The following is a 23,904-nucleotide window of genomic DNA, read 5'->3' as shown; positions in this document are numbered from 1 at the left end:
AAGTTTGAAAGGGAAGATTCCCTCCGGGGTAGAAGCGTATGGCGAAGATCTTACTCAGAGGATCGCCATGACCACCGAATCGTCCATGCCATTTGCGTGCTTTGCTCCGACGGTGCGTACGCCCGATCCGATGCGGGCGGCGATCACCGCGGCGATGCGGACGCCCGAGCCGATCTGCGTGCCGCCATTGGTCGAGGCGGCAACCGTTCCCGACACCGTTCGCCGCGCCGCCGCCGGCACCGCGCGCGCGCTGATCGAAGGGTTGCGCGGGTCCAAGGCGCGGGGCGGGGTACAGGCGCTGGTCCAGGAATATGCGCTGTCGAGCCAGGAAGGCGTCGCGTTGATGTGCCTCGCCGAAGCATTGCTGCGCATTCCCGACACCGCGACGCGCGACGCGCTGATCCGCGACAAGATCGCGGGCGGCGACTGGGCGGCGCATATCGGGGACGGGCGCTCGCTGTTCGTCAACGCCGCGACCTGGGGGCTGGTCGTCACCGGCAAGCTGGCGGCGAGTGCGGACGACCGCGGTCTCGCGACCGCGCTGACGCGGCTGGTCGCGCGGGTGGGCGAGCCGGTGATCCGCCGCGGGGTCGATCTGGCGATGCGGATGATGGGCGAACAGTTCGTCACCGGCCAGACGATCGACGAGGCGCTGCGCCACGCAAAGGACCGCGAGGCGCGAGGCTATGGCTTTTCGTACGACATGCTCGGCGAGGCCGCGACGACCGCGGCGGATGCGGCGCGCTATCTCAAGGATTACGAGCAGGCGATCCACGCGATTGGCAAGGCATCGGACGGGCGCGGCGTGTATGGCGGGCCGGGTATCTCGATCAAGCTGTCCGCGCTCCACCCGCGCTACAGCCGCACGCAAGCGGGGCGGGTGATGGCCGAGCTCCTGCCGGTCGTGCGTGGCCTCGCGCTGCTCGCCAAGGGCTATGACATCGGCTTCAACATCGATGCCGAGGAAGCTGACCGGCTCGAACTGTCGCTCGACCTCCTCCAGTCGCTCGCCGAGGATCCCGAGCTCGACGGCTGGAAGGGGCTTGGTTTCGTTATCCAGGCCTATGGCAAGCGGTGCCCGCTGGTGATCGATTTCGTCATCGCGCTGGCGCGGCGGACCGGGCGGCGGATCATGATCCGACTGGTCAAGGGCGCCTATTGGGATGCCGAGATCAAGCGTGCGCAGGTCGACGGCCTTTCCGGATACCCAGTCTATACGCGCAAGATCTACACCGACGTCGCGTACATCGCGTGCGCGCGCAAACTGCTGGCGGCGCGCGACGCGGTGTTCCCGCAATTCGCGACGCACAACGCGCAGACGCTGTCGACGATCTACCAGCTGGCGGGCGAGGACTTCGTCGTCGGCGATTACGAGTTCCAGTGCCTCCACGGCATGGGCGAGCCGTTGTACGACCAAGTCGTCGGCGCGAACGGCCTCGCGCGGCCGTGCCGGGTTTATGCCCCGGTCGGTACGCACGAGACGCTGCTGGCGTATCTCGTCCGCCGCTTGCTCGAGAACGGGGCGAATTCGTCGTTCGTCAACCGGATCGGCGATCCTGCGGTGCCGATCGAGGACCTCATCGCCGACCCGGTCGAGATCGTCCGCGCGATGCCGGTCCCCGGCGCGCCGCATGACGAGATCGCGCTGCCCGCGGCGATCTATGGCGCGCGGCGCAATTCGCAGGGGCTCGATCTCAGCGACGAAGCGACGCTCGCCATGCTGTCGCAGACGCTGGTGGCGAGTGCCGCGTCCGAATGGACCGGTGGCGTGGACACGGGTGCACGGCCCGCGGTCGTGATCCGTAACCCGGCGGACCACCGCGACATCGTCGGCCATGTCTTCGAAGCGGACGAAGCCGCGGCGCAAGCGGCGGTCGATCGCGCGGTCGGGGCGGCGGCGCAGTGGGCGGCCACGCCCGTCGCGGAGCGTGCGGACTGTCTCGATCGCGCGGGGGACATGCTCGAAGCGGCGATGCCGACGCTGCTCGGACTGATCATGCGCGAAGCGGGCAAATCCGCCGCCAACGCCATCGCCGAAGTGCGCGAAGCAGTCGATTTCCTGCGCTATTATGCGGCGCAGGCACGCGCGACGTTGGACGGTGCGACGCCGCTCGGACCGGTGGTGTGCATCAGCCCGTGGAATTTTCCGCTCGCGATCTTCACCGGGCAGATCGCCGCTGCGTTGGTCGCGGGCAACCCGGTCGTCGCCAAGCCCGCGCAACCGACTCCGCTGATCGCGGCGGAAGCGGTACGGATCCTGCACCGCGCGGGGGTGCCCGAGGATGTCGTGCAACTGGTGCTGGGTGACGGGGCGGTCGGCGCGGCGCTGGTCGGCGCGTCTGCGACCGCGGGGGTGATCTTCACCGGATCGACCGGGGTCGCGCGGACGATCCAGCGCCAGCTCGCCGGGCGTCTGACCGCAGAGGGCAAGCCGATCCCGCTGATCGCCGAGACCGGCGGGCAGAATGCGATGATCGTCGACTCCTCCGCGTTGGCGGAGCAGGTCGTGGGCGACGTCCTCGCGTCCGCGTTTGACAGCGCCGGGCAACGGTGTTCGGCGCTCCGCGTGCTGTGCCTGCAGGAAGAGGTTGCGGACCGCACGCTCGCGATGCTGCGCGGCGCGGTGGCGGAACTGACGATCGGCCGCACCGATCGGCTCGCGATCGACGTCGGCCCGGTCATCACCGCGCAAGCGCGCGACGGGATCGACGCGCACATCGCGCGGATGAAGGCGGCGGGGCACCGCGTCGAGCAGGCCGCTTTGCCCGCCGCGACGGGGTACGGCACGTTCGTGCCCCCCACGATCATCGAGATCGACGACATCGCGCAGATCGAACGTGAGGTGTTCGGCCCGGTGCTGCACGTGCTCCGCTTCCGCAGCGGGGCGATGGAGGCGCTGGTCGAGTCGATCAACGCGACCGGCTATGGGCTCACCTTCGGCCTCCACACGCGGCTCGACGCGACGATCGATCGCGTCACGCGCGCGATTGGGGCGGGGAATGTCTACGTCAATCGCAACACGATCGGCGCGGTCGTCGGGGTCCAGCCGTTCGGCGGGCGCGGGCTTTCCGGAACTGGCCCGAAGGCGGGCGGCCCGATGTATCTGACTCGGCTGGTCCATGCCGCGCAGACGGCGGCGGTGCCGACGACGGGCGGCGATCCGGTCGCGCGGACGCTGGCGACGTGGCTCGGGACGCAGGGCGAGCCCGAGATGGCGGCGGCGGTCGGCGCGATCGCGGACCGGTCGCGGCTTGGCTATGAAGTCGAGCTGGCGGGTCCGGTCGGCGAGATCAACCGCTACGCGCTCCATCCGCGCGGACGGATCGCAGTGATCGCGCGGACCGCGCATGGGCTGTGGCGGCAGATCGGCGCGGTGCTGGCGACGGGGAACCACGCCGTGGTGATCCCGGGTGGTCCGCTGGCGGTGGCACCGGCGGGGTTGCCCGCTGTGGTTGCGGCGCGGATCGACTGGCCGACGCACGGGCTGGCCGAGGTCGGCGCGCTCGCGGGGGCGCTGGTCGAGGGGGATGCCGCGGACGTTGCTGCCGCGTCGCGGGCGCTGGCGGCGCGGGATGGGGCGATCGTGTCGCTGCATGGCGCTTCGAGCGCGGACGTGGTGGCGCGGGCGGACGCGTATCCGCTCGATCTGCTGTGCGAGGAGGTGTCGGTTTCGATCAACACGACCGCGGCGGGTGGGAATGCGAGTTTGATGACGCTGGCGTAGCGGTCTCTCTTCGCCCCTCCCCTTTAGGGGAGGGGTTGGGGGTGGGGCTGTGTCTCGCAGAGAGCGCGCTTTGCTGGACTTCCCCACCCCAACCCCTCCCCTGAAGGGGAGGGGCTAAGCGGTTACAACGCCGTCGCGAACGTGATCGCGCCGAGCACCACCCCCGGCGCATTCGCCAGTGCCACCGGCCAGTCGCGCTGCGGCTTGAGCAGCCCGTACGCCACCCACAAGGTACAGTTCACCGCCGTCGCCAGCGGCTGGATCACCGATCCCTTATGCCCCGCAAGGTTGAGCTGGATCTGCGAGATGTACGAAACATACATCATCACCGCCGTCGCGGTCGCGACCCAGCCGAGGATCAGGATTGCGCGCTCGGCGGTGAGGGGTTTGGCCGTGTTGGCCATCATCAATCTCCCTTTGTGTTGCAGTGCACAACAAAGGTTGGACCGTTCGGTTCACTCCGGCAGCGGCATCGCCGTCTGCGTGAGGCTCGCGGCAACCGCTTCGGCAATCTTGATCCCGTCGACCGCCGCCGAGAGAATGCCCCCCGCATAGCCAGCCCCTTCGCCCGCCGGATACAATCCACGCGTGTTGAGGCTCTGCAGATCGTCGCCGCGCTTGAAGCGGACCGGCGAGGAGGTGCGCGTCTCGACCCCGGTGAGCAGCACGTCGGGATGGTCGTACCCCGGGATCTGCCGCCCGAACACCGGAAGCGCCTCGCGCATCGCGGTGATCGCGAATTCGGGGAGGCATTCGGACAGGTCGCCCATCGTCACGCCGGGGCGATAGGACGGCACGACTTGCCCGAGCGCGGACGACGGCTTGCCCTCGAGCAGATCGCCCAGCCGTTGCGCGGGGGCTTTGTAGCTCGACCCGCCCGCGACATAAGCGAGCGATTCCCAGTGCCGCTGGAACGCGATCCCCGCCAGCGGATCGCCCGGATAGTCGCGCTCGGGGTCGATGCCCACGACCAGCCCCGAATTGGCGTTGCGCTCGTTGCGCGAATATTGGCTCATGCCGTTGGTGGCGACACGGCCTTCTTCCGAGGTGGCGGCGACGACGGTGCCACCCGGGCACATGCAGAAGCTGTAGACCGTCCGTCCGTTCTTGCAGTGATGCGACAGGCTGTAATCCGCCGCGCCGAGGATCGGGTTGCCAGCACTCGGCCCGAAGCGCGCGGTGTCGATCCACGATTGCGGATGCTCGATCCGCACCCCGAGCGAGAACGGCTTGGCCTCGACATAGACCCCCGCCTCGTGAAGCATCGCGAAGGTATCGCGCGCGCTATGCCCGATCGCGAGGACGACATGATCCGCGCGCAGATAGCTGCCGTCGTGAATGTGGAGCCCGCGCACGTGGCGGCTGCCGTCGCCGCGCGTCTCGATGTCGATTCCCTCGACGCGCTGCTGGAAGCGATATTCGCCGCCGAGCGCCTCGACGCTTTCGCGCATGCTCTCGACCATCGTCACCAGCCGGAAGGTGCCGATGTGCGGATGCGCTTCGGTCAGGATCTCCTCGGGCGCGCCCGCCTTGACGAACTCGGTCAGCACCTTGCGGTCGAGGTGGCGCGGGTCCTTGATCCGGCTGTAGAGCTTGCCGTCGGAGAAGGTGCCCGCGCCGCCCTCGCCGAACTGGACGTTCGATTCGGGGTTGAGCACGCTCTTGCGCCACAGCCCCCAGGTGTCCTTGGTCCGCTCGCGCACGACCTTGCCGCGATCGAGGATGATCGGGCGGAACCCCATTTGTGCGAGAATCAGCCCGGCGAACAGCCCGCACGGCCCCGCGCCGATTACGACCGGGCGGATCTCGCTCTGAACGGCGGGGGCCTGCGCGGTGAATTTGTAGCGCGTGTCGGGGGTGGTGCCGACGTTGCGGTCCTTGCGGAACTTGGCGAGCACGGTCGCTTCGTTCTTCACCGCGACGTCGAGCGAATAGACCAAAAGGATCGCCATCTTGTCGCGCGCATCGTGCGCACGGCGCGCGATCTTGAAGCGGATCAGGTCGCGTGGGCTGATCTTGAGCCGCTTGCAGATCGCAGCGGGGAGCGCCTCATCGGGATGATGGAGCGGAAGGGCCAGTTCGGTAATGCGCAACATCGCCGGCCCTTACCGCGAGATGCGTCCTGATGCCATGACCGGCGTTGTCGTTTGAGAGGTGGTGGCGAATCAGCCCTTGGGCGTGACCCACACCGCCACCGGCACCGCGAACTTGCCCGGCGCGGGCTTGCCGACTTCGACGCGGTCGGCGGTGACGAGCTCGCCCGTCTCGAGATTGAAGGATACCCACGGCTTGGGCATCCGGCCGAATACCATTTTCTGGATGGGCTGGCCGGTGGCCGTGTTCATGATCGTTGCGGTAATGCTCATGGGCGGGGGCGATACCGGCGGCGCGCCCCGGCTGTCCAGACCGGAACGCGCATTCCCCCCGTCCGTCTATTTCGAAGAGGCGGTGACCGTCGCAAACGCCTGTGGGGCATCGCGCAATTGCAGGTAGACCTTTCCGTCACGGCTGCCGGTCGTGGTGATCTTGGGTGCGACGAACCCGTCCGGGATCTCCTGCAGCGCATCCGGCTGCTCGCTCGCGCCCGCCGCCTTGATGAGGAACAGACGATCCCCCGCGATCTGGCATTTCTCGCGCGCGGGGCAACTGACCGATCGTATGTCGGGCAGCCGAACGATCGTCGCGAGCGAAGTCCAGTTGGAGGCGACATCGCCTTCCAGGATACGGAACCGCACCGGACCATAAGCGAGCGCGCCAAGCGCTTCGACCGGCGAGAAGGCGACGATCCCGGTGGTCGCATCCTGCAGGTCATAGCCCTTGCCGGCCTTGATGATCCCGGAGGCGCGCCCGTCCGCGGTCGCGATCTCGACCGATTCCTGCCCGTCGAGCGTTTCCATCGCATCCTTGTGGAAGGCAAAGCTGATTCGCGCATCCTGTGCGAAAACGGCGTCGGTGCGCATCACGAGGGGTACCGTACCTTCGTGTGCCGGCACCTGGCCTGCGATGTGGACCAGTGTCGCGCCCGTGCGCCGTGCCGCGATCGTTACCGGGACGGTCTTCTTGCGACCAGCGGCAAAGGTGACTTCCGCACTCAGGCTCGTCCCCGCGCCGATCGTCTGCGCCTTGGTGGGGTCGTCCGCGAGCAAGGTCAGTCGATCCTGATTGTCGACTCGCGTCAGCCCACCAGGGTGGAACGACAGCTGGCCCAGCGTCATCCCGCGCACCTGATCGAGCCGCGCACCGGTCAGGATCGCCTCGGCATCGCCGGCGTGGAAGGTCAGGTCGTCGACGCTGCCCGCTTCCTGCAACGCGGACAGGGTCACCACCGCGGGCGTTGTGCCCGCTGCACCCTCGATCACGATCGACACTGGTCCGGGCGCCATCTTCTCGAGCGGGAGCGTCGCGACAATTCCACGGGTGCCCGCCTGTTTCCACGTCACGGGCCGGGCCGCGCCGTCACCGCGGCGCAGCGACACTTGCGTTACGCATCCCGAACCACCGCCCAGCACCTCGACATCGTTCGCGCGCCCGACGACGAGCGACGTGCCGTCGGCGGTCTTCCAATTGTTGAGCAGCGGGTTGGACAGCGCGAAGCTCGGTCCCTCGAACGGGGCAAAGCCCCAGAACCCGTGGATTTGCGCCGGGATCGCGCCGCCGAACGGGCCGTCCGGAATCGGCTTGTCGAGGACATAGCCGCCGCGACGCGGATCGGCATGGATCGGCACGTCGACCAGCGTTCCGTCCGGGCGCTTCAACCGCAGCGCCATCTCGCGCGCATATTGCGTGGCGTAGATTAGCGGCGCACCCTCGACCGGCAAGGTCATGCCCGCGTTGGCGCACAAGGCGATGTCGGGCGTGGTGGCGCGGAGCGGGGGCGGCTTGGCCGCTTCCACCGCGGGCATCGCGACGACCATCACCGAGGTCGGTTTGGAAAAGGACAGCGGCGTGTTGAGCAGCAGCGTCGCGCGACCGTTGCCGATTTGCGCCAGCGCCGGGATGAATTGCAACTGGGTCGACTGGAACGCCCCCATCAGCCGGAACAAGTCGCGGACCACGCCGATGTAGGAACTGTACGATCCATATCCGCCCTGCGGAGTCGCGCTCAGCTGGAACGCGAGGTCGGTCGGCGCCCCCGCCAGCGTCGAGGCCAGTTGCGAGCTGTGCGTATCCGCCAGCAGCAGCGTCTCACGGTCGCCGGTGAGGCACGCCGCCTGCAGTTCGGCCGGTTGCTGAAGGCATTCCGCCTTCAGCTTGATCGACAGGCTACGCGTCAGGCTCTGCGACGCCGCCGAGACGCTGTCGGGATTCTCGCGCTCGACCTTGAGTGTTTCGCGCAGGAACGCATCGAGCCGCGCGCGATCGAGCGTTGCTTGGTTGAGCTCTTGAATTGCGCGGACGAACGCGCCGGGGCGTTTGCGCACCGTGCTGATTACCGCATTCGCGCCACCACCGCTCTCGGGGATGACGAGCAGCGCCATTTGCTGCGCGCCCTTGGGGACGGTCAGCGAAAAGTCCGCGCCCTTGCCCTTCCAGCTGCGCGCCTCGTGAAACCAGTCCTTGGACGGACGGTCGATCACGCCACGCAGGAACCCCGCGACGATCCGGAACCCCTCGGTCTGGTTCTCCGGCAAGTCGAGCTTGACCGAAACGACGTCGCCCTCGACGAGATTGGGGACCGATTCGAGCGGCAGCGTGACCGCCCCGTGCTTGACCGTCACGATGACGTTCGGACCGACCAGATCGAACGAAGACGATGCGCCGAGGGAAGGCGATGCAGCGCACAGGCCCGTCAGGGATACGCCCAGAACAAGCGATAACGATCGCGCGCGGCGCAGTACGGATTTCGGCATCGCTCTGAAAAGCATCAGATCTCCTGCTTCCGACCTGTGTTCACAATAAGGCCCGCGGCGGTGTTCAACGGCGGTGGACTTAACCTCTGTGCCACATGGCGCAAGGGGGCGCGGGTTCGCCGCCCGCGATACGGCTCGGTCCGCCGCGCCGTATCAGCGGCAGGCACGCCACCCCGTGTCGCCGCGATTCGCCTGATCGAGATGCAGGTGATCGCGGTGCGCGGCATTGTAATCCGGCGACAGGACCGTCGCGAACAGCGTGCATCCCCCGTCGCGCACCGCGTGCAGGAAGCGTCCACGCCCATCGTCGCGCGACCAGTCGCGGAGCACCGCGATGCGACGGCCGTCGGTCAGCACGAAGGCGCTGACGTCGATCGCGTTTCCGGTCGAATGCTCGCTCCAGCTGCCTTCCTGGCGACCGTACATGCGGCGGCAGGAGTAGCTGCCGAAATGCTCGATCCGCGTCACCGTCGTGCCGAACAGGCGTTGCGCTGCGGGTTGAACGACGTTGGCCTGCCACGCAAGCAACCCAACCGTGATCGGGCAGGCGGTCGTCACTACGGGGCTGAGCGTCAGCATGTCCTGGCGTGGGGCCGCGCGAACGCTGTCGGGCGCCCGGCACTGGTCCGGGCCACGTGGCGGAACGGCAGTGAATTTGAGACCCGCCGTTTCCAGCAGCGCACGGCAGGCGGCGGGATCGCGGCCAAGCGCGACGATCTTGCGCCCGGTGAACAGCCCGGGCGGCTGGTCCAGCCGCAACGGGGTCCACGGCAAGTCCTGCGGGGCGGGGCGGAACAGCGCAAACACCACCAGCGCGACCGCCGCGCACAGCACGAGCACGATGATCCGGCGCAGCCAGCGGAGAGCGATCGGGTAAGCCATCGCGCAGCCAACGCGGCGAGGGCCGCTTTGGCTGCGCCCCGTGCGCGCGATCAGTCGTAGCGCGCTGCCCACATCCCCGATGCGATGTCGCTTTCGTCGACGACGGCGCAATCGGGCCGGGCGACTCCCTCCACGATCGCCTGCCGCGCGACCGCGGTGGCGATGCGCAGCGCGATATCGCGCAGATGCGTGATCGGCGGGAGGAGCGTGCCGCCTTCACCATCCATCGCCGCCAACTCACGCGCAGCGGCCATGAACATGCCCTCGCTCACGCACCGGGCGCCTACTGCCAGCGCGCCAAGCCCGACGCCGGGGAAGATGAAGACGTTGTTGACCTGGGTCACGCCCGCGACCCCGAACGGGCTGCCGGTGCCGACGATTGCGCGGCCCCCGGTCCAGTCGAACAGGTCGGCCGGATGCGCTTCCGCACGCGAAATCGGGTTGGACAGCGGGAAGATGATCGGATGCTCGACGCTCGCGGCCATCGCGCGGATTGCCGCCTCGCTGAAGCCGCCGCTTTGCCCCGACGTGCCGACCAGCACCGTCGGCGCAACTAGCTCGATGGTGGCGAGCAAATCGTACCCGTTCGGATTGAACAGATCGCGCGGGGTGTCGTGACGGGCAAACGCCAGCTGCGATTCGGTCAGCCCCGGCATGTCGTCGACGATCAGTCCGTTTCGGTCGACCGCCCAGATCCGCGTGCGCGCCTCGGCGTCGCTCAACCCATCGGCGACCATCGCGCGGACGAGCAGCTCGCCGATCCCGCAGCCCGCGGCGCCCGCCCCGAACAGCACGATCCGCTGGTCCGCAAGCGCGCCGCCGGTGCGCCGGATCGCGGACAGCAACGTGCCGAGCGCGGTCGCCGCGGTCCCCTGGATGTCGTCGTTGAAGCTCAGCAGCCGGTCACGATAGCGATCGAGCAGGCGATGCGCATTGTGGCCCGCGAAATCCTCCCACTGGAGCAACACGCCGGGCCAGCGTTCGGCGACGGCGGTGACGAAGCTTTCGAGGAAGCCGTCATACTCTTCACCCCGAACGCGGGCATGCCGCCAGCCGACGTACAGGGGATCATCGCGCCTGGCGGCATTGTCGGTGCCCACATCGAGCAGGATCGGCAACACTTCGGCCGGGTGCAGCCCTGCGCATGCCGTATAGAGCGCGAGTTTGCCGATCGGGATCCCCATCCCGCCCGCGCCCTGGTCGCCAAGCCCGAGGATGCGCTCGCCATCGCTGACGACGATCACCTTGACCCGGTCGAACGCCGGGTCCGCCAGAATGTCCGCGATCCGGTCCTGGTTGGGATAGCTCAGGAACAGCCCGCGCGGGCGGTGCCAGATCTCGCTGAACCGCTCGCATCCTTCGCCGACGGTCGGGGTGTAGATCAGCGGCAGCATCCGCGGCAGGTCGCGCTGGACGAGCGCGTGGAACAGGATCTCGTTCGAATCCTGCAATTCACGCAGAAAGGCGTAGCGATGGAAGTCGTCCGCCATCCCGTCGAGCGCGCGCATCCGCCGCTCGATCTGGCTGTCGAGCGTGCCGATGTGCGGCGGGAGCAAGCCATGCAGCCCGAACGTGTCGCGCTCGGTCTCGGTAAACGCCGTCCCCTTGTTGGTCAGCGGGTCGGCGAGCAGTGCGCGCGCGGCGGCGTAGTAGGCGGGAGCGATGAGAAGGGTCCTTTCAGAAGCGCAGGCTGATCCAGCCAGCGAGGAAGTCCGAGCTTTTGTACCCGGCGTCGCGAAGCCCCGGGCCAGCGTCGAGATGTTCGTACCGCCCGGTCAGCGAGACCCGCGGCGACAGCGCCCACACGGCCTGCAACCGCGACACGTTGGCGATTCGCGCGGCGCGGAAGTTCTGCGTTCCCGCGAACGGTGCGCCGCTGGCACGGTACACGGCATCGGTGACGTTTGCGCGCCAATTCAACGCATATTCCGCCGTCACGCGCAGCGCCTTGGTCGGGGATACTGTCACGTTGGGGGCAAGCGTGACGAGGTTCGACGGCGTCAGGAACAATTGATAGCTGTAATAGATGTTGTTCCCGAACGGCGCATAGGCGTTGCGCAACGTCTGCCCGCCATACCCGCCGCCACCGCTCGAATAGTCGAAATGCACGCCGACGCGTGGCGCGGTCTTGGCCTTGCTCACGCGGTACGTCTGCGCGACGAAAAACTGCCACGCGTCGATCCGCTGATCGATATAGGTCCCGAACTGGTGGTTGACGGTCCAGTCGATCGTCACCGGGCCAGCATCGCCATATGCGTGAACGCCCGCATAGAAGCGTTCCGCTGGGCCGATCCTGCCGCCCCAGGCTCCGACCGAATTCTTGCGCCGCCAGAAGAACGGATCGACGAACAGGTTCGACCCGCCGAACGTGGTCTTGGGCACGACGAACCCGAGCGACACGCCCGAGAAGCGGCGCGCGGGGTCGCTCACGTCATCGTCGGTCCCGAGATCGCCGTAGGCGGTCGGCTTGAGGTCGAACAGGTCGGCACGCATGGTCTTGCCCTTCGCCCACAGCCGGATGCCGTTGAGCGTGTAGCGGATCGTGTTGTTGTCGCGCTGTGAGACAAGCAAATTTGGGCCGTCGGTGAATTCCTGGCGACCGTAGCGCGCGCCGAACTGCACCGAACCGACATCGACGTCGCCTTCGACGAACGCCTGCTGGACCGATAAATCGTTGCGCAGGTTGGCGGCGGGCTGGCCCAGTTCGACCCCGCCGATGCCGCCGTGCGCCAGCTCGATGTAGCCGCGCAGATGCGGCCCGACGTGAAGGTCGGCGCCGCCAACGATGCGGGTGATGTCCTGCCGCTGCGCTTTGCTGTCGCGCAGGTTCGGGTTGGTGGTGTGGTTCATCCGCAGCCGCAATTCGCCCGACAGCGTCAGGTAGACGTCACCGTTCGAATCGAGCGACAGGAACTTGAGCCGGTCGAGCGGATCGTCGCGCTTCGCCGGATCGCGGAGATTGCTCCAGTCCTCGGCCCAGCGGGAGAGGTTGTAGCCGTTGGTATTGGCGCCTTCGCCCCCGCCTGCGGCGGGATAGCTGGTGGCGATCTCGGTCGCCGGGGCCTTTTCTCCCGCACTCTTCTGGGCATACGCGCCCGATGCGGCGAGGGCGGCGTAGGGCGCGAGGAACGCCGTGGCGACACGCAGTCGCGAAGCAATCATCATGACAAACGTCCTTTCCGGGTCAGTTCGCGACGCCGAGCGTCACGGCAGCCGGGCTGGCAGGCGCAGGCGAGGCGACCGTCGTCTTGCCAGAGAGCGCGGCATTGAGCTGCTCCAGGTCGAGCTTGCCCTCCCACTTCGACACGACGACCGTCGCGACCGCATTGCCGATGAAGTTGGTCAGGCTGCGGCATTCGGACATGAAGCGGTCGACCCCGAGGATCAGCGCCATCCCCGCGACCGGCACCGACGGCACGATCGACAGCGTTGCGGCGAGGGTGATGAACCCCGCGCCGGTAACGCCCGCCGCGCCCTTGGACGACAGCATCGCGACGCTCAGCAGCAGCAACTGCTGCCCCAGCGTCAGGTCGACGTTGCACGCCTGCGCGATGAACAGCGCGGCCAGCGTCATGTAGATGTTGGTTCCGTCGAGGTTGAAGCTGTAGCCGGTCGGGACGACCAGACCGACGATCGACTTGGGGCAGCCGGCGCGCTCCATCTTCTCGATCAGCGAGGGCAGTGCACTTTCCGACGACGAGGTGCCGAGCACCAGCAGCAGCTCGGCCTTGAGGTAGAGGATCAGCTTGATGATTGAGAAGCCGGTCAGCCGTGCGACCAGCCCGAGCACGACCAGCACGAAGATCAGCGAGGTCGCATAGAAGGTGCCGACCAGCGTCGCCAGATTGGCGAGCGTGCCGACGCCGTATTTGCCGATCGTGAACGCCATCGCGCCGAACGCACCGATCGGTGCCGCGCGCATCACGATGCCCACCAGCTTGAAGAAGGTGATCGACACATCGTTGAGCAGGTCGAGCACCTTCGCCCCGCGTTCGCCAATCAGCGCGAGCGCGATCCCGAACAGGATCGAGATGAACAGCACTTGCAGGATGTTGCCCTGCGTCATCGCCGACAGGAACGTGTCGGGAATGATGCTCGTCAGGAAGCCGGTCAGCGTCGTCTCATGCGCCTTTGCGGCATATTCGCTGACCTTCGATGCATCGAGCGAGGCGGGATCGATGTTGAGTCCCGCGCCTGGCCGGACGACGTTGGCGACGACCATCCCGACGATCAGCGCGAGCGTCGAGAAGAACAGGAAATAGGCGAACGCCTTGCCCGCCACGCGTCCGACCGACCCGAGATCCCGCATCCCGGCAATGCCGGTGACGATCGTCAGGAAGATGACCGGCGCGATTACCATCTTTACCAGCTTGATGAAGGCATCGCCGATCGGCTTCATCGCTTCGCCCGTCTGAGGCGCGAAATGGCCGAGCAGCACGCCCGCGACGATCGCGAGCAGAACCTGGAAATAGAGTTGCGCGTACCACCGCTTTGGAGCGGCAGGCGGCTGTTCGCCGGCAGCGGGGATCGAAATGGACATGGGGCCTTCATCCTCTGAACACGCGGTTCGGCTCTGCGGCGATACCTGCTGCCCGAAGTATCGCGTCCATTGCCGCGCGGCTTGGCACATATTCGTAATTCACCAAAAACCCCCGCTTTTCGGTGGTTTGAGGAAGTTTCTCATGAAGCCAAGTGTCGAAAATGGCCGTCACGATCCGGCGCTTGTGCCGAAAGTTGCACATCGTCGCCACGATGCTAGGGTTTCGCATGCGGATGGTCTTTTCTGGACGACGAGTCGGCGTTGCCGTCGTTGCGATCCTCCTCGCGCTTGCGGTCGCGTGGGCCGTTGGCGGGGTGGTCGAACACCAGGCCCGTATCCGGCTCGTGGCATCGTTGACGGCGGATGCACGGCTGCGCGCGGCGCTGCTCGCCAGCGAAGTCGCGCGGTTCCGCCTCCTGCCGCTTGCGCTGGCCGATGATCAGGATGTCGTCGCAGCGTTGGAGGGGCGGACGAATGCGCGAGCGATCCTCGATCGCAAGCTCGAACGCCTGGCCGTCGAAACCGGCGCGGAGGCAATGTACGTAATCGCGCCCGATGGTCGAGCGATCGCAGCGAGCAATTGGCGCAGTAGGAAGAGTTTCGTCGGCAACGATTATCGCTTCCGCCCGTATTTCCAGCAGGCGCGCGGCGGCGGTGAGGGACGGCAGTTCGCGCTCGGCACGGTCAGCAACCGCCCCGGCCTCTATCTTGCGCGACGCACTTCGGCGGGCGGCGTCGTCGTCGTAAAGCTCGATTTCGGGTCGATCGAGCGGCAATGGGCCGCGGCGGGCGGCGTCACCTTCGTTACCGATCCAGCCGGGCTGATCCTGATTGCGAGCCGCCCGGCGTGGCGCTTCGCGATGACACGACCGCTGTCAGCCGCCGAACGCGCGACCGCTTTGCGAACAAGCGGCGCCGCTGCCTTGCTGCCGGTCCCGTTCCGGGCGGCACGGGGCGGACGGATCGCGGTTCCGGGGGAGAAAGGCACCTTGCTCGTCGTGCAGACTGCGCCGGACGGCGCGGGGTGGCGCGTAACGCTCGCGCAACCGACGCGCGTCGCGGTGGACGATGTCGCCCGGGCGGGGGCGATCGTCGCGGGGATGGTCACGCTAGTGCTGTTGTGGCTTACCGGGGCGGGATGGTCCGCGGCGCGGCGCCGGGCGGACCGGACGAGCCAGCTCGAACAGGCGGTCGCCGACCGGACCGCCGCGCTCCGCCACGAAATCGAGGAACGGACAGAGCTGGAAACGCGCGCGGCGATCCTGCGCGAGGCGTTGCGCCAGGCGAACCGGTTGGCAACGCTTGGGCAGATCACCGCGAGCGTCGCGCATGAAACAGCACAGCCGGTGGCCGCGATCCGCACCTATGCCGCGACTGGGGAGACGCTGCTCGACCGCGGCGCGACCGAGGACGTCCGCACCAACCTCCGCGCGATCGCCCGCCTGACCGAACGGATTGGCGCGGTCACCGCGCAGTTGCGCGGGTTCTCGCGCAAGGCGAGCGGGGAAATCGGCCCGGTGCCGCTCACCGAAGTGATCGAGGGCGCGCAGTTGATCTTACGCGAGCCCTTGTCGCACATCCGGGTCGCGTGGCCTGCGGTCGCGGCCGACCTCTGCGTGATCGCGGGGCGGATCCGGCTCGAGCAGGTGTTCGTTAACGTGTTACAGAACGCGACCGAAGCGCTTCAGGCGCAGTCGGACGGGGCGATCGTCGTGACGGTCGATCCCCGGGACGACAACGTCGTCGTCCGGATCCACGACAACGGTCCGGGTATCGCGCCCGAGATCGCCGAGCGGCTGTTCACGCCGTTCGCGACCAGCCGGGCGGCGGGACTGGGCCTGGGATTGGTGATCGCAAAGGATATCATGGAAGATCTGGGCGGGTCGCTGCGCCTCGCCCCGGAGCCGCATGGCGCCTGTTTCGAACTCGTATTGCGGAGAGCGCGATGACCGCAGGTTTGCGCGTCGCGCTGATCGAGGATGACGAGGACCTGCGCGTCTCGACGACGCAGTTGCTGTCGCTCGCCGGGTTCACGGTCGATGCCTATCCGGCGGCGACCCCGGCGCTGGCCGCGATCCAGGCCGATTTTCCGGGCGTCGTCGTCACCGACGTGCGCTTGCCGCATCTCTCGGGAACCGAAGTGTTCGAGCAGTTGCGCGCGCGCGATCCGAGCCTGCCCGTCATCCTGATCACGGGGCACGGCGATGTCGAGATGGCGGTTTCCGCGCTGAAGGCGGGCGCGTGGGATTTCCTGACCAAGCCGTTCGATCCCGACGTATTGCTGGCCGCGGTCACACGCGCGGCGACCGCGCGGATGCTCGAGCTGGACAACCGGCGTCTCCGCGCCGCGGCGCAGGCGACGGGCGCGCCGGAGGACGATGCCAGCAACGGCCTGATCGGTTACTCCCCCGCGATCGAGCGACTGCGGTCGATGATCCCGGTGTTGGCCGACGCGGACATCGACTTGCTGATCGAGGGCGAGACCGGGACCGGCAAGGCGCTGCTCGCGCGGCGCATCCATGCGGCGGGCAAGCGGCGACGGCATCGCTTGCTCGGCGTCGCCTGTGGTGCGTATCCGGACGCGTTGCTCGACAGCGACCTGTTCGCCCGGGTCGGCAGCGGGAGCGTGGTCGCAGCGAGCCGCGGCACCGTCCTGCTTGATGATCTCGACCAGGCATCGCGTGCGCTTCAGGCACGGCTGACCGCGCTGGTCGAGGCGCGCGCGCTGGTCACGCCCGGCGTGCGCGATGCGGTTCCGATCGATCTGCGCGTCATCGCGACCGCCGCCGAACCCGGCGCGCGCGCGGAGGATGCGATTGCGCCCGCCTTGTTATACCGGATCGCGGCGGTGCGATTGCGGATGCCGCCCTTGCGCGAACGGCGCGAGGACGTGGTGCCGTTGTTCGCGCATTTCGTCGCCGAAGCGGCGCAGCGCATCGAAGGACCGGTGCCCGCGATGACCGCGGCGGCGCAACATCATCTCGCCACGCACGACTGGCCCGGCAACGTCCGCGAACTCGCGCATTTTGCCGAGCGGTTCGTCCTTGGGCTCGACGCGACCGCGGACACCACCGAATCGCAGCCGGCGAGCCTGCCCGAGCGGCTCGATGCGTTCGAGCGCGCCGCGATCATCGCCGCGATGGGCGCGGCGGGCGGGGAAGTCGGCGTGGCGATCGAGCATCTCGGGATTCCGCGCAAAACCTTCTATTACCGCGTCAAACGGCTCGGAATCGCGTTGGGACCGTTGAAGCGCAGCGGGTAGTGGCGGGCCGTGTGGTCCAACGTCGGCGTCACCCGACGCTGCGTTCGCCATGTTGGAGGAGCGCGGGGATCACGAGATCCTCCTCGTCCGCCAGATGCCGCGCCAGCAATTGGATCAACCGCTCGGTCGCGTCGGAATAGCCCTCGCGGGCAGCTTCCACGGCACTCCCCCCGCGCGGTAGCGCGGTCACGAGCTGGCGGGCGGCGTCGAGGGATGTCAGCACTGCGCCGTGGATCAGGTGGTGATCGCTTTCTAGCAAGTCGAAGCCGTGCTGCATCCGGGGATCGAGCGCGCGGAACTTGGGGAAATAGGCGGAGTCCTCGATCTGGTGATGCCCCTCCAGATGCTGCAGGAACTGGTTGAACCGTGGCACGAACGCTTGCTGGAACGCGTTCGCCTCGAGCGTGCCTTCGCGGAAAGCCTGCGTAATCTGCTGCAATTGGTTGCCCTGATCGCGCAAACTGGCGTGGACCTGCAGCCAAAACGCGGCCAGTTCGCCGAAATTGCGGTGCGCCCGCCACGTCGGCGCCGGATACGTGTCGCGCAGATAGGCGATCGTGCCGGGCAATCCCGATCGGCTTTCCAGTGGCCAGGCGGTGGAATCATCGGACATGCGAACGGCTTAAGCGGTAGCGGGGTGACGCCGCAACCGCCAACCGCCCTTTTCACGGACGCAAGGGTTTGCTCTACTTCGTGCCATGACCCTTTCCCGCAGCCTCATCGCCCTTTCGCTATCGTCGGCGATCGCCATTGCCACGCCGCTCACGGCCCAATCGACGTACGATCAGGTCGATCCGATGATCGGCACCGGGGGGGAAGGGCATACGTTTCCGGGCGCGGTCGCGCCGTTCGGCATGGTTCAGCTCAGCCCGGACACCGACACCGGGCATCTCGTGCGGGACAGTTACAAATGGGCGGCGGGCTATCGGTATAGCGATCCGACGATCCAGGGCTTCTCGCACACGCATTTCTCGGGTGCCGGGCATTCCGACCTCGGCGATTTCCTCGTGATGCCGGTGGCCGGGAATACGGTGTCGCTAGAACCCGGCGACGCGGCGCAACCCGGCTCGGGCTATCGCTCGCGGTTCGATCACGGCAGCGAGATCGCAGTGCCCGGCTATTATGCGGTGACGCTGCGTGATGCGGGCGTCCGCGCGGAAATGACCGCGGGTACGCGTGTCGGCGTGCATCGCTATACCTTCCCGACGGGTAAGGCGGCGCATCTCGTGCTCGATCTGCGCAGCTCACTCTATACCTATCCGGGCAAGATCCTGTGGTCCTCGCTCCGGCTGCTGCCCGACGGCACCATCGTCGGCGCGCGGCAGACGCGGGGGTGGGCCCCCGACCGGCAGCTGTTCTTCGCGATGCGCTTCTCGGCACCGCTGACCGACCATGCCTTCGTCAGCACCGAGCGCGACGTCCCGTACAAGGGCTTTCAGGGGCCGGGGCGCGGAAGCGATGCCGTTGCGGAGCGATCCGGGCGGGCGCTGGTCGCGCGGCTCGATTTCGGACAATTGACGCAGCCGCTCGAAGTACGGGTGGCGATTTCGTCGGTCGACGAGGCGGGGGCGATCGCCAACCTTGCGAGTGAGCCGACCTCGTTCGACGCGGTCCGCGCGAAGACGGTGGCGGCATGGCACACGGCGCTGGATGTGCTGACGCTGCAGGCACCCGCGCCGATGCAACGCAACGTCGCGACTGCGCTATATCACAGCTTGCTCGCGCCATCGGTCGCGGGGGATTCGGACGGACGCTATCGCGGGCCGGATAATCGGGTCCACCAGGCAAAGGGCTACACGTTCCGCTCGACCTTCTCGCTCTGGGATACGTTCCGCGCCGAACATCCGTTGCTCACCCTGGTCCAGCCGGCGGAGACGACGCGCGAAATCGTCCAGTCGCTGATCGACAGCCGGGTGCACAGTCCTGACGGTATCCTTCCGGTCTGGCAGTTCCAGGGTCGCGAGACGTGGACGATGATCGGCTATCACGCGGTGCCGGTCATCGCCGATGCTTATCTGAAGGGGATTCGCGGGTTCGATGCCAACGCCGCGCTCGATGCGATGGTCGCGAGCGCGACCTACGGTCCGTACGGTGGCCTGAACGACTATATGAAGCTCGGCTTCGTCCCGATCGACCGGGAGCCCGAAGCGGCCTCCAAGACAGTCGAATATGCCTATGACGACTGGACCATATCCCGGATGGCCGCCGCGATGGGGCGCAAGGACCTTGCGGCAACCTTCGCCAAACGCGCAGGCTATTGGCGCAACAGCTTCGATCCCAAGACGGGTTTCGTCCGTGCGCGCAAGAGCGACGGCGCGTTTCGCGTGCCGTTCGACCCGACCGCGATCAACTACGGGTCGGATTATACCGAGGGCAACGCCTGGCAATACAGCTGGTTCGTACCCCAGGACCAGGCCGCGCTGGTCACCGCGCTGGGGGGCGACCGGCCGACCGTCGCCAAGCTCGATGCGATGTTCGATTACGACAATTCGAAACTCGACTACAGCCACGCCGAGGATATCGCGGGCCTGATCGGCCAGTACATCCACGGCAACGAACCGAGCCATCATGTCGCCTATCTTTACAGCTACGCAGGTGCGCCGTGGCGGACCCAAGCGCGGCTACAGCAAATCGTTGCCAGCCAGTACCATCCGACAGCGGATGGGTTGGCAGGGAACGATGACTTAGGGCAGATGTCGGCATGGCTCGTCTTCACGGCGCTCGGCTTCTATCCTGTGACGCCGGGCAGCCTCGAATATGTCATCGGTCGTCCGTTCGTCGATCGGGCGGTGCTGGCGCTGCCCAATGGCAAGCGGTTGACGATTGTCGCGGACGGACTTGATCCGACGCACCCCTATGTCGGCAGTGTGACGCTGAACGGCAGACCCGTCACGAAGGCGTATCTTCGGCATGACCAGATCCTTGCAGGCGGCGCATTGCGCTTCCGCATGCAGGCATCGCCGAACATGGCATGGGCGAGCACGCCCACGGACCGCCCGTTCTCTTCGAGCAGGCAGCGATAAAAATTTGCTTGGGGATGGATCAAAAACGCGGGTCGAGCGTGCCACGTTAATCGCTGTAAATTGGTTAACAAACCCCACTGTCAGTGGATTTTACACATCTAGCGAACGGTTTAGCGGCGTTTCCCACAAAACGTGGGTTGGCACGGAGCTTGCTAGTAAGGTTTCGTCAATTAATGGAGTGTTGTAAATGCGTACCAAGCTTCTTTCCGCCGCTGCTGCCGTCGCCATCGCAGCTGTTGCAGGCGTTGCGCCCGCTTCGGCTGCTGTTTTCCCCGTCAACGCAACTGCACAGAACGCTGCGAACAACGGCTTCTTCACCGCCGCTGCAGGCGGCGCTGGCACGTTCAACGGCTCGTTCGGCGTTCGGAACATTGCCCAGGGCAATTTCTCGGAAATCTTCACGTTCACCCTGCCGACCGACGGTCTGGGCAGCGGTTCGGTAACCTCGATCGCATCGGGCATGCTGTCGGCGCTCACCGACGCCAACTTCACGTCGGTGTTCTTCAACGGTCAGGCTGCTCAAATCGCACCGAACGGTCGTTTTGAGTTCGCTTCGCTCGAGCTCGTTCCGATCACGGCTGGCCAGCTCAACACGCTGACCGTGAACGGCTTCTCGTTCGGCGGCGCATCGATCGGCGGCAGCCTGTCGTTCACGCCGACTGCAGGCGCTGTTCCGGAAACCGCAACGTGGATGATGATGCTCGCCGGCTTCGGCATGATGGGTGCAGGCCTGCGCTATCGTCGTCGCAGCTCGACCGTCGCTTTCGCTTAATCGCGGTAAGTCAGGAAATGCCGCCGGTGAAAACCGGCGGCATTTTTTTGTCCGTCAAAGATCGGGCAGGAAAACTTTCACCAGCGCATTCCCTGACTGCGTGCGGTGGATCGCTTCGTCAGACGTAAGCTCGTCCGCGAGCTCGAGCGCATCGTCGCGCGAGAAGAACAGGGCATAGAGCGAGCGCGCCACGGCGCCCGTCGACAGATCGCCCGCAGCGGCTTCGATCCGCCGCCGGATGCTCGAAATCTCCAGCCACATCAGCTGCGACGGCGCGCCGACGCTGGTGTTGGTGCGGGGTGTGCCGATCGACTTGAACCCCAGCATCGCTTCGTAGAACCGCCGGTGCCGCGGATTGACCTCGATAAACAGGTCGGTGCAGCGGTGGTGATGATAGCCGTAGATGAAGACGATATGGAACAGCGCGGCGAGCAGCGGCTTGGAGGGCAGGCCGGTTTCGAACGCAAGCCGGCTGAGTTCGCAGATCTTGCGACCCGTCGTTTCGCGGAATGGGTTAAGCTCGTCGGCGAAGATTGCGTCAGCGGCCAGCCCGGCCTCGGAGTCCACCACCAGCGTGACGGTCCCGAGCACCTGGGCGTCGGCCGTTGCGGTAAAGGTTGCGCACGCCCGATGGGCGGGAAGCGCATGATTGCTGCCATAGCCACGCCAGGCATAGCGGCGGTTGATCAGAGAACAGGCATTTTCCCGACGATCGCTCGTGTCGGCCAGCTCGATCTGCACCGGTCGTCCGAAAACGCCCGGCGAAAGCGAGGCGCGTTGTAGGGTTGTGTCCCCATCGACCGACCGCGAAGCTGGCGAGGCGAACCCACCGTGCGGAACGAACACCCCCGGCTGCATACCCATCGCAAACCCCCAATTTCAGCAACACATACTGATCTCGCGACCACGTCTTGAAGGCAGTCTCCATAAATTTGTCTTTACGGAATGCCTTACCGGACAGTGCGGAGTTGCCGAATAGGGTTAATAAACGCCAGCCTTTTGAACAGGCTGCTCGGTCAGTCGTGCCGTTTGTAAGGTTAACGCGCGACGGCTACTTGCGGTGCGCCCCAAATGAAACAGACGTTCGTACAAAAGGATGATCTGTCCGGGAGGGGGGTAAGAACACGCCATATGCCGCAATCGGCGCGATCGATTCGCGGAAAGGGGGGGCGGAACGCCGCGCGGCGGTGTTATAGAACACCCCATCCTGCCAAGCGAGTCGACGGATCTCGTCCGCCGCATCGTATGGACACGACATCGTCGTTCCCGACCGGTTGCCCGCATCCGTGAACCCCGCCTCGAAGGCGTCGATCAAACTGTCTAGGCAAGTATCGCGCAGCATAAGTGTTAAACCTTGTGTTCCCCCGAGGGTTCCGACTGGTTAAGCATTTTCCAGTACCTACCATATTAGGACGGTCTCGCAAAATCGGGCAGGCGCGGACAGGCCAAGAGGGTCACCGGGCATCATCGAGCGGGTCCTGGTCGTGGTTTGTACGCATCAGCACTGCGGTGACAAACGCCACCGCACAAATTGCGGTCACGTACCAATAGAAGCCGGATTCATTGCCGGCGGCCTTGAACGACAAGGCAACATATTCAGCGGAGCCACCGAACAGCGCGTTGCCGATCCCGTACGCAAGGCTCACGCCCAGCGCGCGGACATGCACCGGGAACAGCTCGGCTTTGAACAGACCGCTGATCGACGTGTACAGGCTGTTGATCGCCAGGCCCGCCAGCACGAGCGCGAAGGCGGCACCCGCACTCTGCACGTTGGCGAGCAGCGACAGCAGCGGCACCGTCGCCAGCGTTGCAAGTGCGCCGAACAGCAGCATGTTGGTTCGCCGCCCAATCCGGTCCGACAGCAGGCCGAACACCGGTTGCAGCAAGGCGAACGGGATCAGCACCGCCGTCATCACCCAATTCGCGGACTTGGCGTCCATGTGCGCGGTATTGACCAGATACTTCTGCATGTACGTCGAGAAGACGTAGAACATCAGCGATCCGCCGGCGGTCAGCCCCAGCACGGTCAGGAACGCGCGCCAATGCGGGATCAGGCCGCGCAGCGTGCCGGCATCGGGATGCTTGGCACCGGTATTGGTCGTCTCGTGCAGGACATGCCGGAAGAGAAGGATCGTCAACGCCGCCACCGCGCCGATCGCGAACGGGATACGCCAGCCGAACGCGCGCATTTCCTCGGTAGAGAGGACTTGCTGCAGGATCAGGATCACCGCGAGCGCGAGCAACTGCCCGCCGATCAGCGTAACATATTGAAACGAGGCGAAGAAGCCGCGCCGCCCGGTGAAAGCGATTTCGCTGAGATAGGTCGCGGCGGTGCCATATTGCCCGCCGGTCGAGAACCCCTGGATCATCCGCCCGAGCAGTAGCAGCGCGGGGGCGAACGCGCCGATCGTTGCGTAGGTCGGCAGCGACGCGATCAGCGCGGAGCCGATCCCCATCAGGATGATCGACACCACCATCGCGCGTCGCCGCCCGTGCTGGTCCGCGAACCGCCCGAAATACCATCCGCCGAGCGGCCGCAACAGGAAGCCGACAGCGAAGATCCCCGACGTGCCGAGCAACTGCGCGGTACGGTCGCCGGTGGGGAAGAACTCGGCGGAAAAGTACAGCGCGGTGAAGGCGTAGACGTAGAAGTCGTACCATTCGATCAGATTGCCCATCGACCCCGCGACGATCGCGCGTGCGCGCGCGGCGGTGCTCAGTTCCGCGGTCGATCCGCTCGAGGCGGGCGCGGCGGGGGCTCGGTCTGGCTGGGCTAAGGTCATGACCATGCTTGTGAACCGTCATGATCCGGGTCGCAACGTCGCGGTAACATTACGTTGCAAACGGACAG

16 protein-coding genes are annotated in these 23,904 nt (G+C 66.4%); 5 read left to right on the top strand and 11 right to left on the bottom strand.

Annotated features, from left to right (window positions below):
• The first annotated feature begins 67 nt into the window (after window positions 1–67).
• A complete protein-coding gene (gene putA, locus QBJ92_RS06825) occupies window positions 68–3,724 on the top strand; it encodes a trifunctional transcriptional regulator/proline dehydrogenase/L-glutamate gamma-semialdehyde dehydrogenase (protein WP_431358375.1) in 3,657 nt (1,218 codons plus the stop codon).
• A 122-nt stretch (window positions 3,725–3,846) separates the two neighbouring features.
• Here putA and QBJ92_RS06820 read toward each other — a convergent pair whose 3' ends face one another.
• The 8 genes from QBJ92_RS06820 to QBJ92_RS06785 form a co-directional block, all read right to left on the bottom strand.
• Complete coding sequence (locus QBJ92_RS06820) at window positions 3,847–4,128, bottom strand: SemiSWEET family transporter (protein WP_347342785.1); 282 nt, start codon at window positions 4,126–4,128, stop codon at window positions 3,847–3,849.
• Between the two features lie 51 nt (window positions 4,129–4,179).
• Window positions 4,180–5,820 (bottom strand): NAD(P)/FAD-dependent oxidoreductase, encoded by a 1,641-nt coding sequence (locus QBJ92_RS06815; protein ID WP_277968937.1) that lies wholly within the window; start codon window positions 5,818–5,820, stop codon window positions 4,180–4,182.
• Between the two features lie 69 nt (window positions 5,821–5,889).
• A complete protein-coding gene (locus QBJ92_RS06810; protein ID WP_010214848.1) occupies window positions 5,890–6,090 on the bottom strand; it encodes a hypothetical protein in 201 nt (66 codons plus the stop codon).
• Window positions 6,091–6,156: 66 nt separating this feature from the next.
• Window positions 6,157–8,589 (bottom strand): hypothetical protein, encoded by a 2,433-nt coding sequence (locus QBJ92_RS06805; protein ID WP_277968936.1) that lies wholly within the window; start codon window positions 8,587–8,589, stop codon window positions 6,157–6,159.
• Window positions 8,590–8,727: 138 nt separating this feature from the next.
• On the bottom strand, window positions 8,728–9,456 hold the full coding sequence (locus tag QBJ92_RS06800) for an extensin family protein (protein ID WP_277968935.1): 729 nt from the start codon (window positions 9,454–9,456) through the stop codon (window positions 8,728–8,730).
• Between the two features lie 50 nt (window positions 9,457–9,506).
• Complete coding sequence (locus tag QBJ92_RS06795) at window positions 9,507–11,159, bottom strand: NAD-dependent malic enzyme (protein ID WP_277969035.1); 1,653 nt, start codon at window positions 11,157–11,159, stop codon at window positions 9,507–9,509.
• On the bottom strand, window positions 11,134–12,621 hold the full coding sequence (locus QBJ92_RS06790) for an alginate export family protein (protein ID WP_277968934.1): 1,488 nt from the start codon (window positions 12,619–12,621) through the stop codon (window positions 11,134–11,136). Before QBJ92_RS06790 ends, QBJ92_RS06795 begins: the two co-directional genes overlap by 26 nt.
• Window positions 12,622–12,640: 19 nt before the next feature.
• Window positions 12,641–13,996 (bottom strand): dicarboxylate/amino acid:cation symporter, encoded by a 1,356-nt coding sequence (locus QBJ92_RS06785; RefSeq protein WP_277968933.1) that lies wholly within the window; start codon window positions 13,994–13,996, stop codon window positions 12,641–12,643.
• 233 nt (window positions 13,997–14,229) lie between these two features.
• On the opposite strand from QBJ92_RS06785, the gene QBJ92_RS06780 reads away from it, so the two are divergent.
• The gene (locus tag QBJ92_RS06780; RefSeq protein WP_431358377.1) at window positions 14,230–15,945 is read left to right on the top strand and encodes a sensor histidine kinase; all 1,716 of its coding nucleotides are present in this window, start codon (window positions 14,230–14,232) and stop codon (window positions 15,943–15,945) included.
• A complete protein-coding gene (locus QBJ92_RS06775) occupies window positions 15,942–17,258 on the top strand; it encodes a sigma-54-dependent transcriptional regulator (RefSeq protein WP_277968931.1) in 1,317 nt (438 codons plus the stop codon). The genes QBJ92_RS06780 and QBJ92_RS06775 overlap by 4 nt, the downstream gene beginning before the upstream one ends.
• Before the next feature lie 28 nt (window positions 17,259–17,286).
• On the opposite strand, the gene QBJ92_RS06770 is transcribed toward QBJ92_RS06775, so the two are convergent.
• The gene (locus QBJ92_RS06770) at window positions 17,287–17,871 is read right to left on the bottom strand and encodes a hemerythrin domain-containing protein (protein ID WP_277968930.1); all 585 of its coding nucleotides are present in this window, start codon (window positions 17,869–17,871) and stop codon (window positions 17,287–17,289) included.
• Between the two features lie 85 nt (window positions 17,872–17,956).
• Here QBJ92_RS06770 and QBJ92_RS06765 point away from each other — a divergent pair, with 85 nt between their 5' ends.
• Window positions 17,957–20,281, top strand: coding sequence for a GH92 family glycosyl hydrolase (locus QBJ92_RS06765; RefSeq protein ID WP_277968929.1), 2,325 nt, complete (start codon window positions 17,957–17,959; stop codon window positions 20,279–20,281).
• Window positions 20,282–20,468: 187 nt separating this feature from the next.
• A complete protein-coding gene (locus tag QBJ92_RS06760) occupies window positions 20,469–21,053 on the top strand; it encodes an FxDxF family PEP-CTERM protein (RefSeq protein WP_277968928.1) in 585 nt (194 codons plus the stop codon).
• A gap of 54 nt (window positions 21,054–21,107) precedes the next feature.
• On the opposite strand, the gene QBJ92_RS06755 is transcribed toward QBJ92_RS06760, so the two are convergent.
• Window positions 21,108–21,917, bottom strand: coding sequence for an N-acyl amino acid synthase FeeM domain-containing protein (locus QBJ92_RS06755; RefSeq protein WP_277968927.1), 810 nt, complete (start codon window positions 21,915–21,917; stop codon window positions 21,108–21,110).
• Between the two features lie 590 nt (window positions 21,918–22,507).
• Complete coding sequence (locus tag QBJ92_RS06750; RefSeq protein WP_277968926.1) at window positions 22,508–23,836, bottom strand: MFS family transporter; 1,329 nt, start codon at window positions 23,834–23,836, stop codon at window positions 22,508–22,510.
• Window positions 23,837–23,904: the final 68 nt, after the last annotated feature.

This window comes from Sphingomonas echinoides (assembly GCF_029623395.1).
Lineage (GTDB): Bacteria > Pseudomonadota > Alphaproteobacteria > Sphingomonadales > Sphingomonadaceae > Sphingomonas > Sphingomonas echinoides_A.
This window is presented reverse-complemented; position numbering and strand designations above follow the sequence as displayed.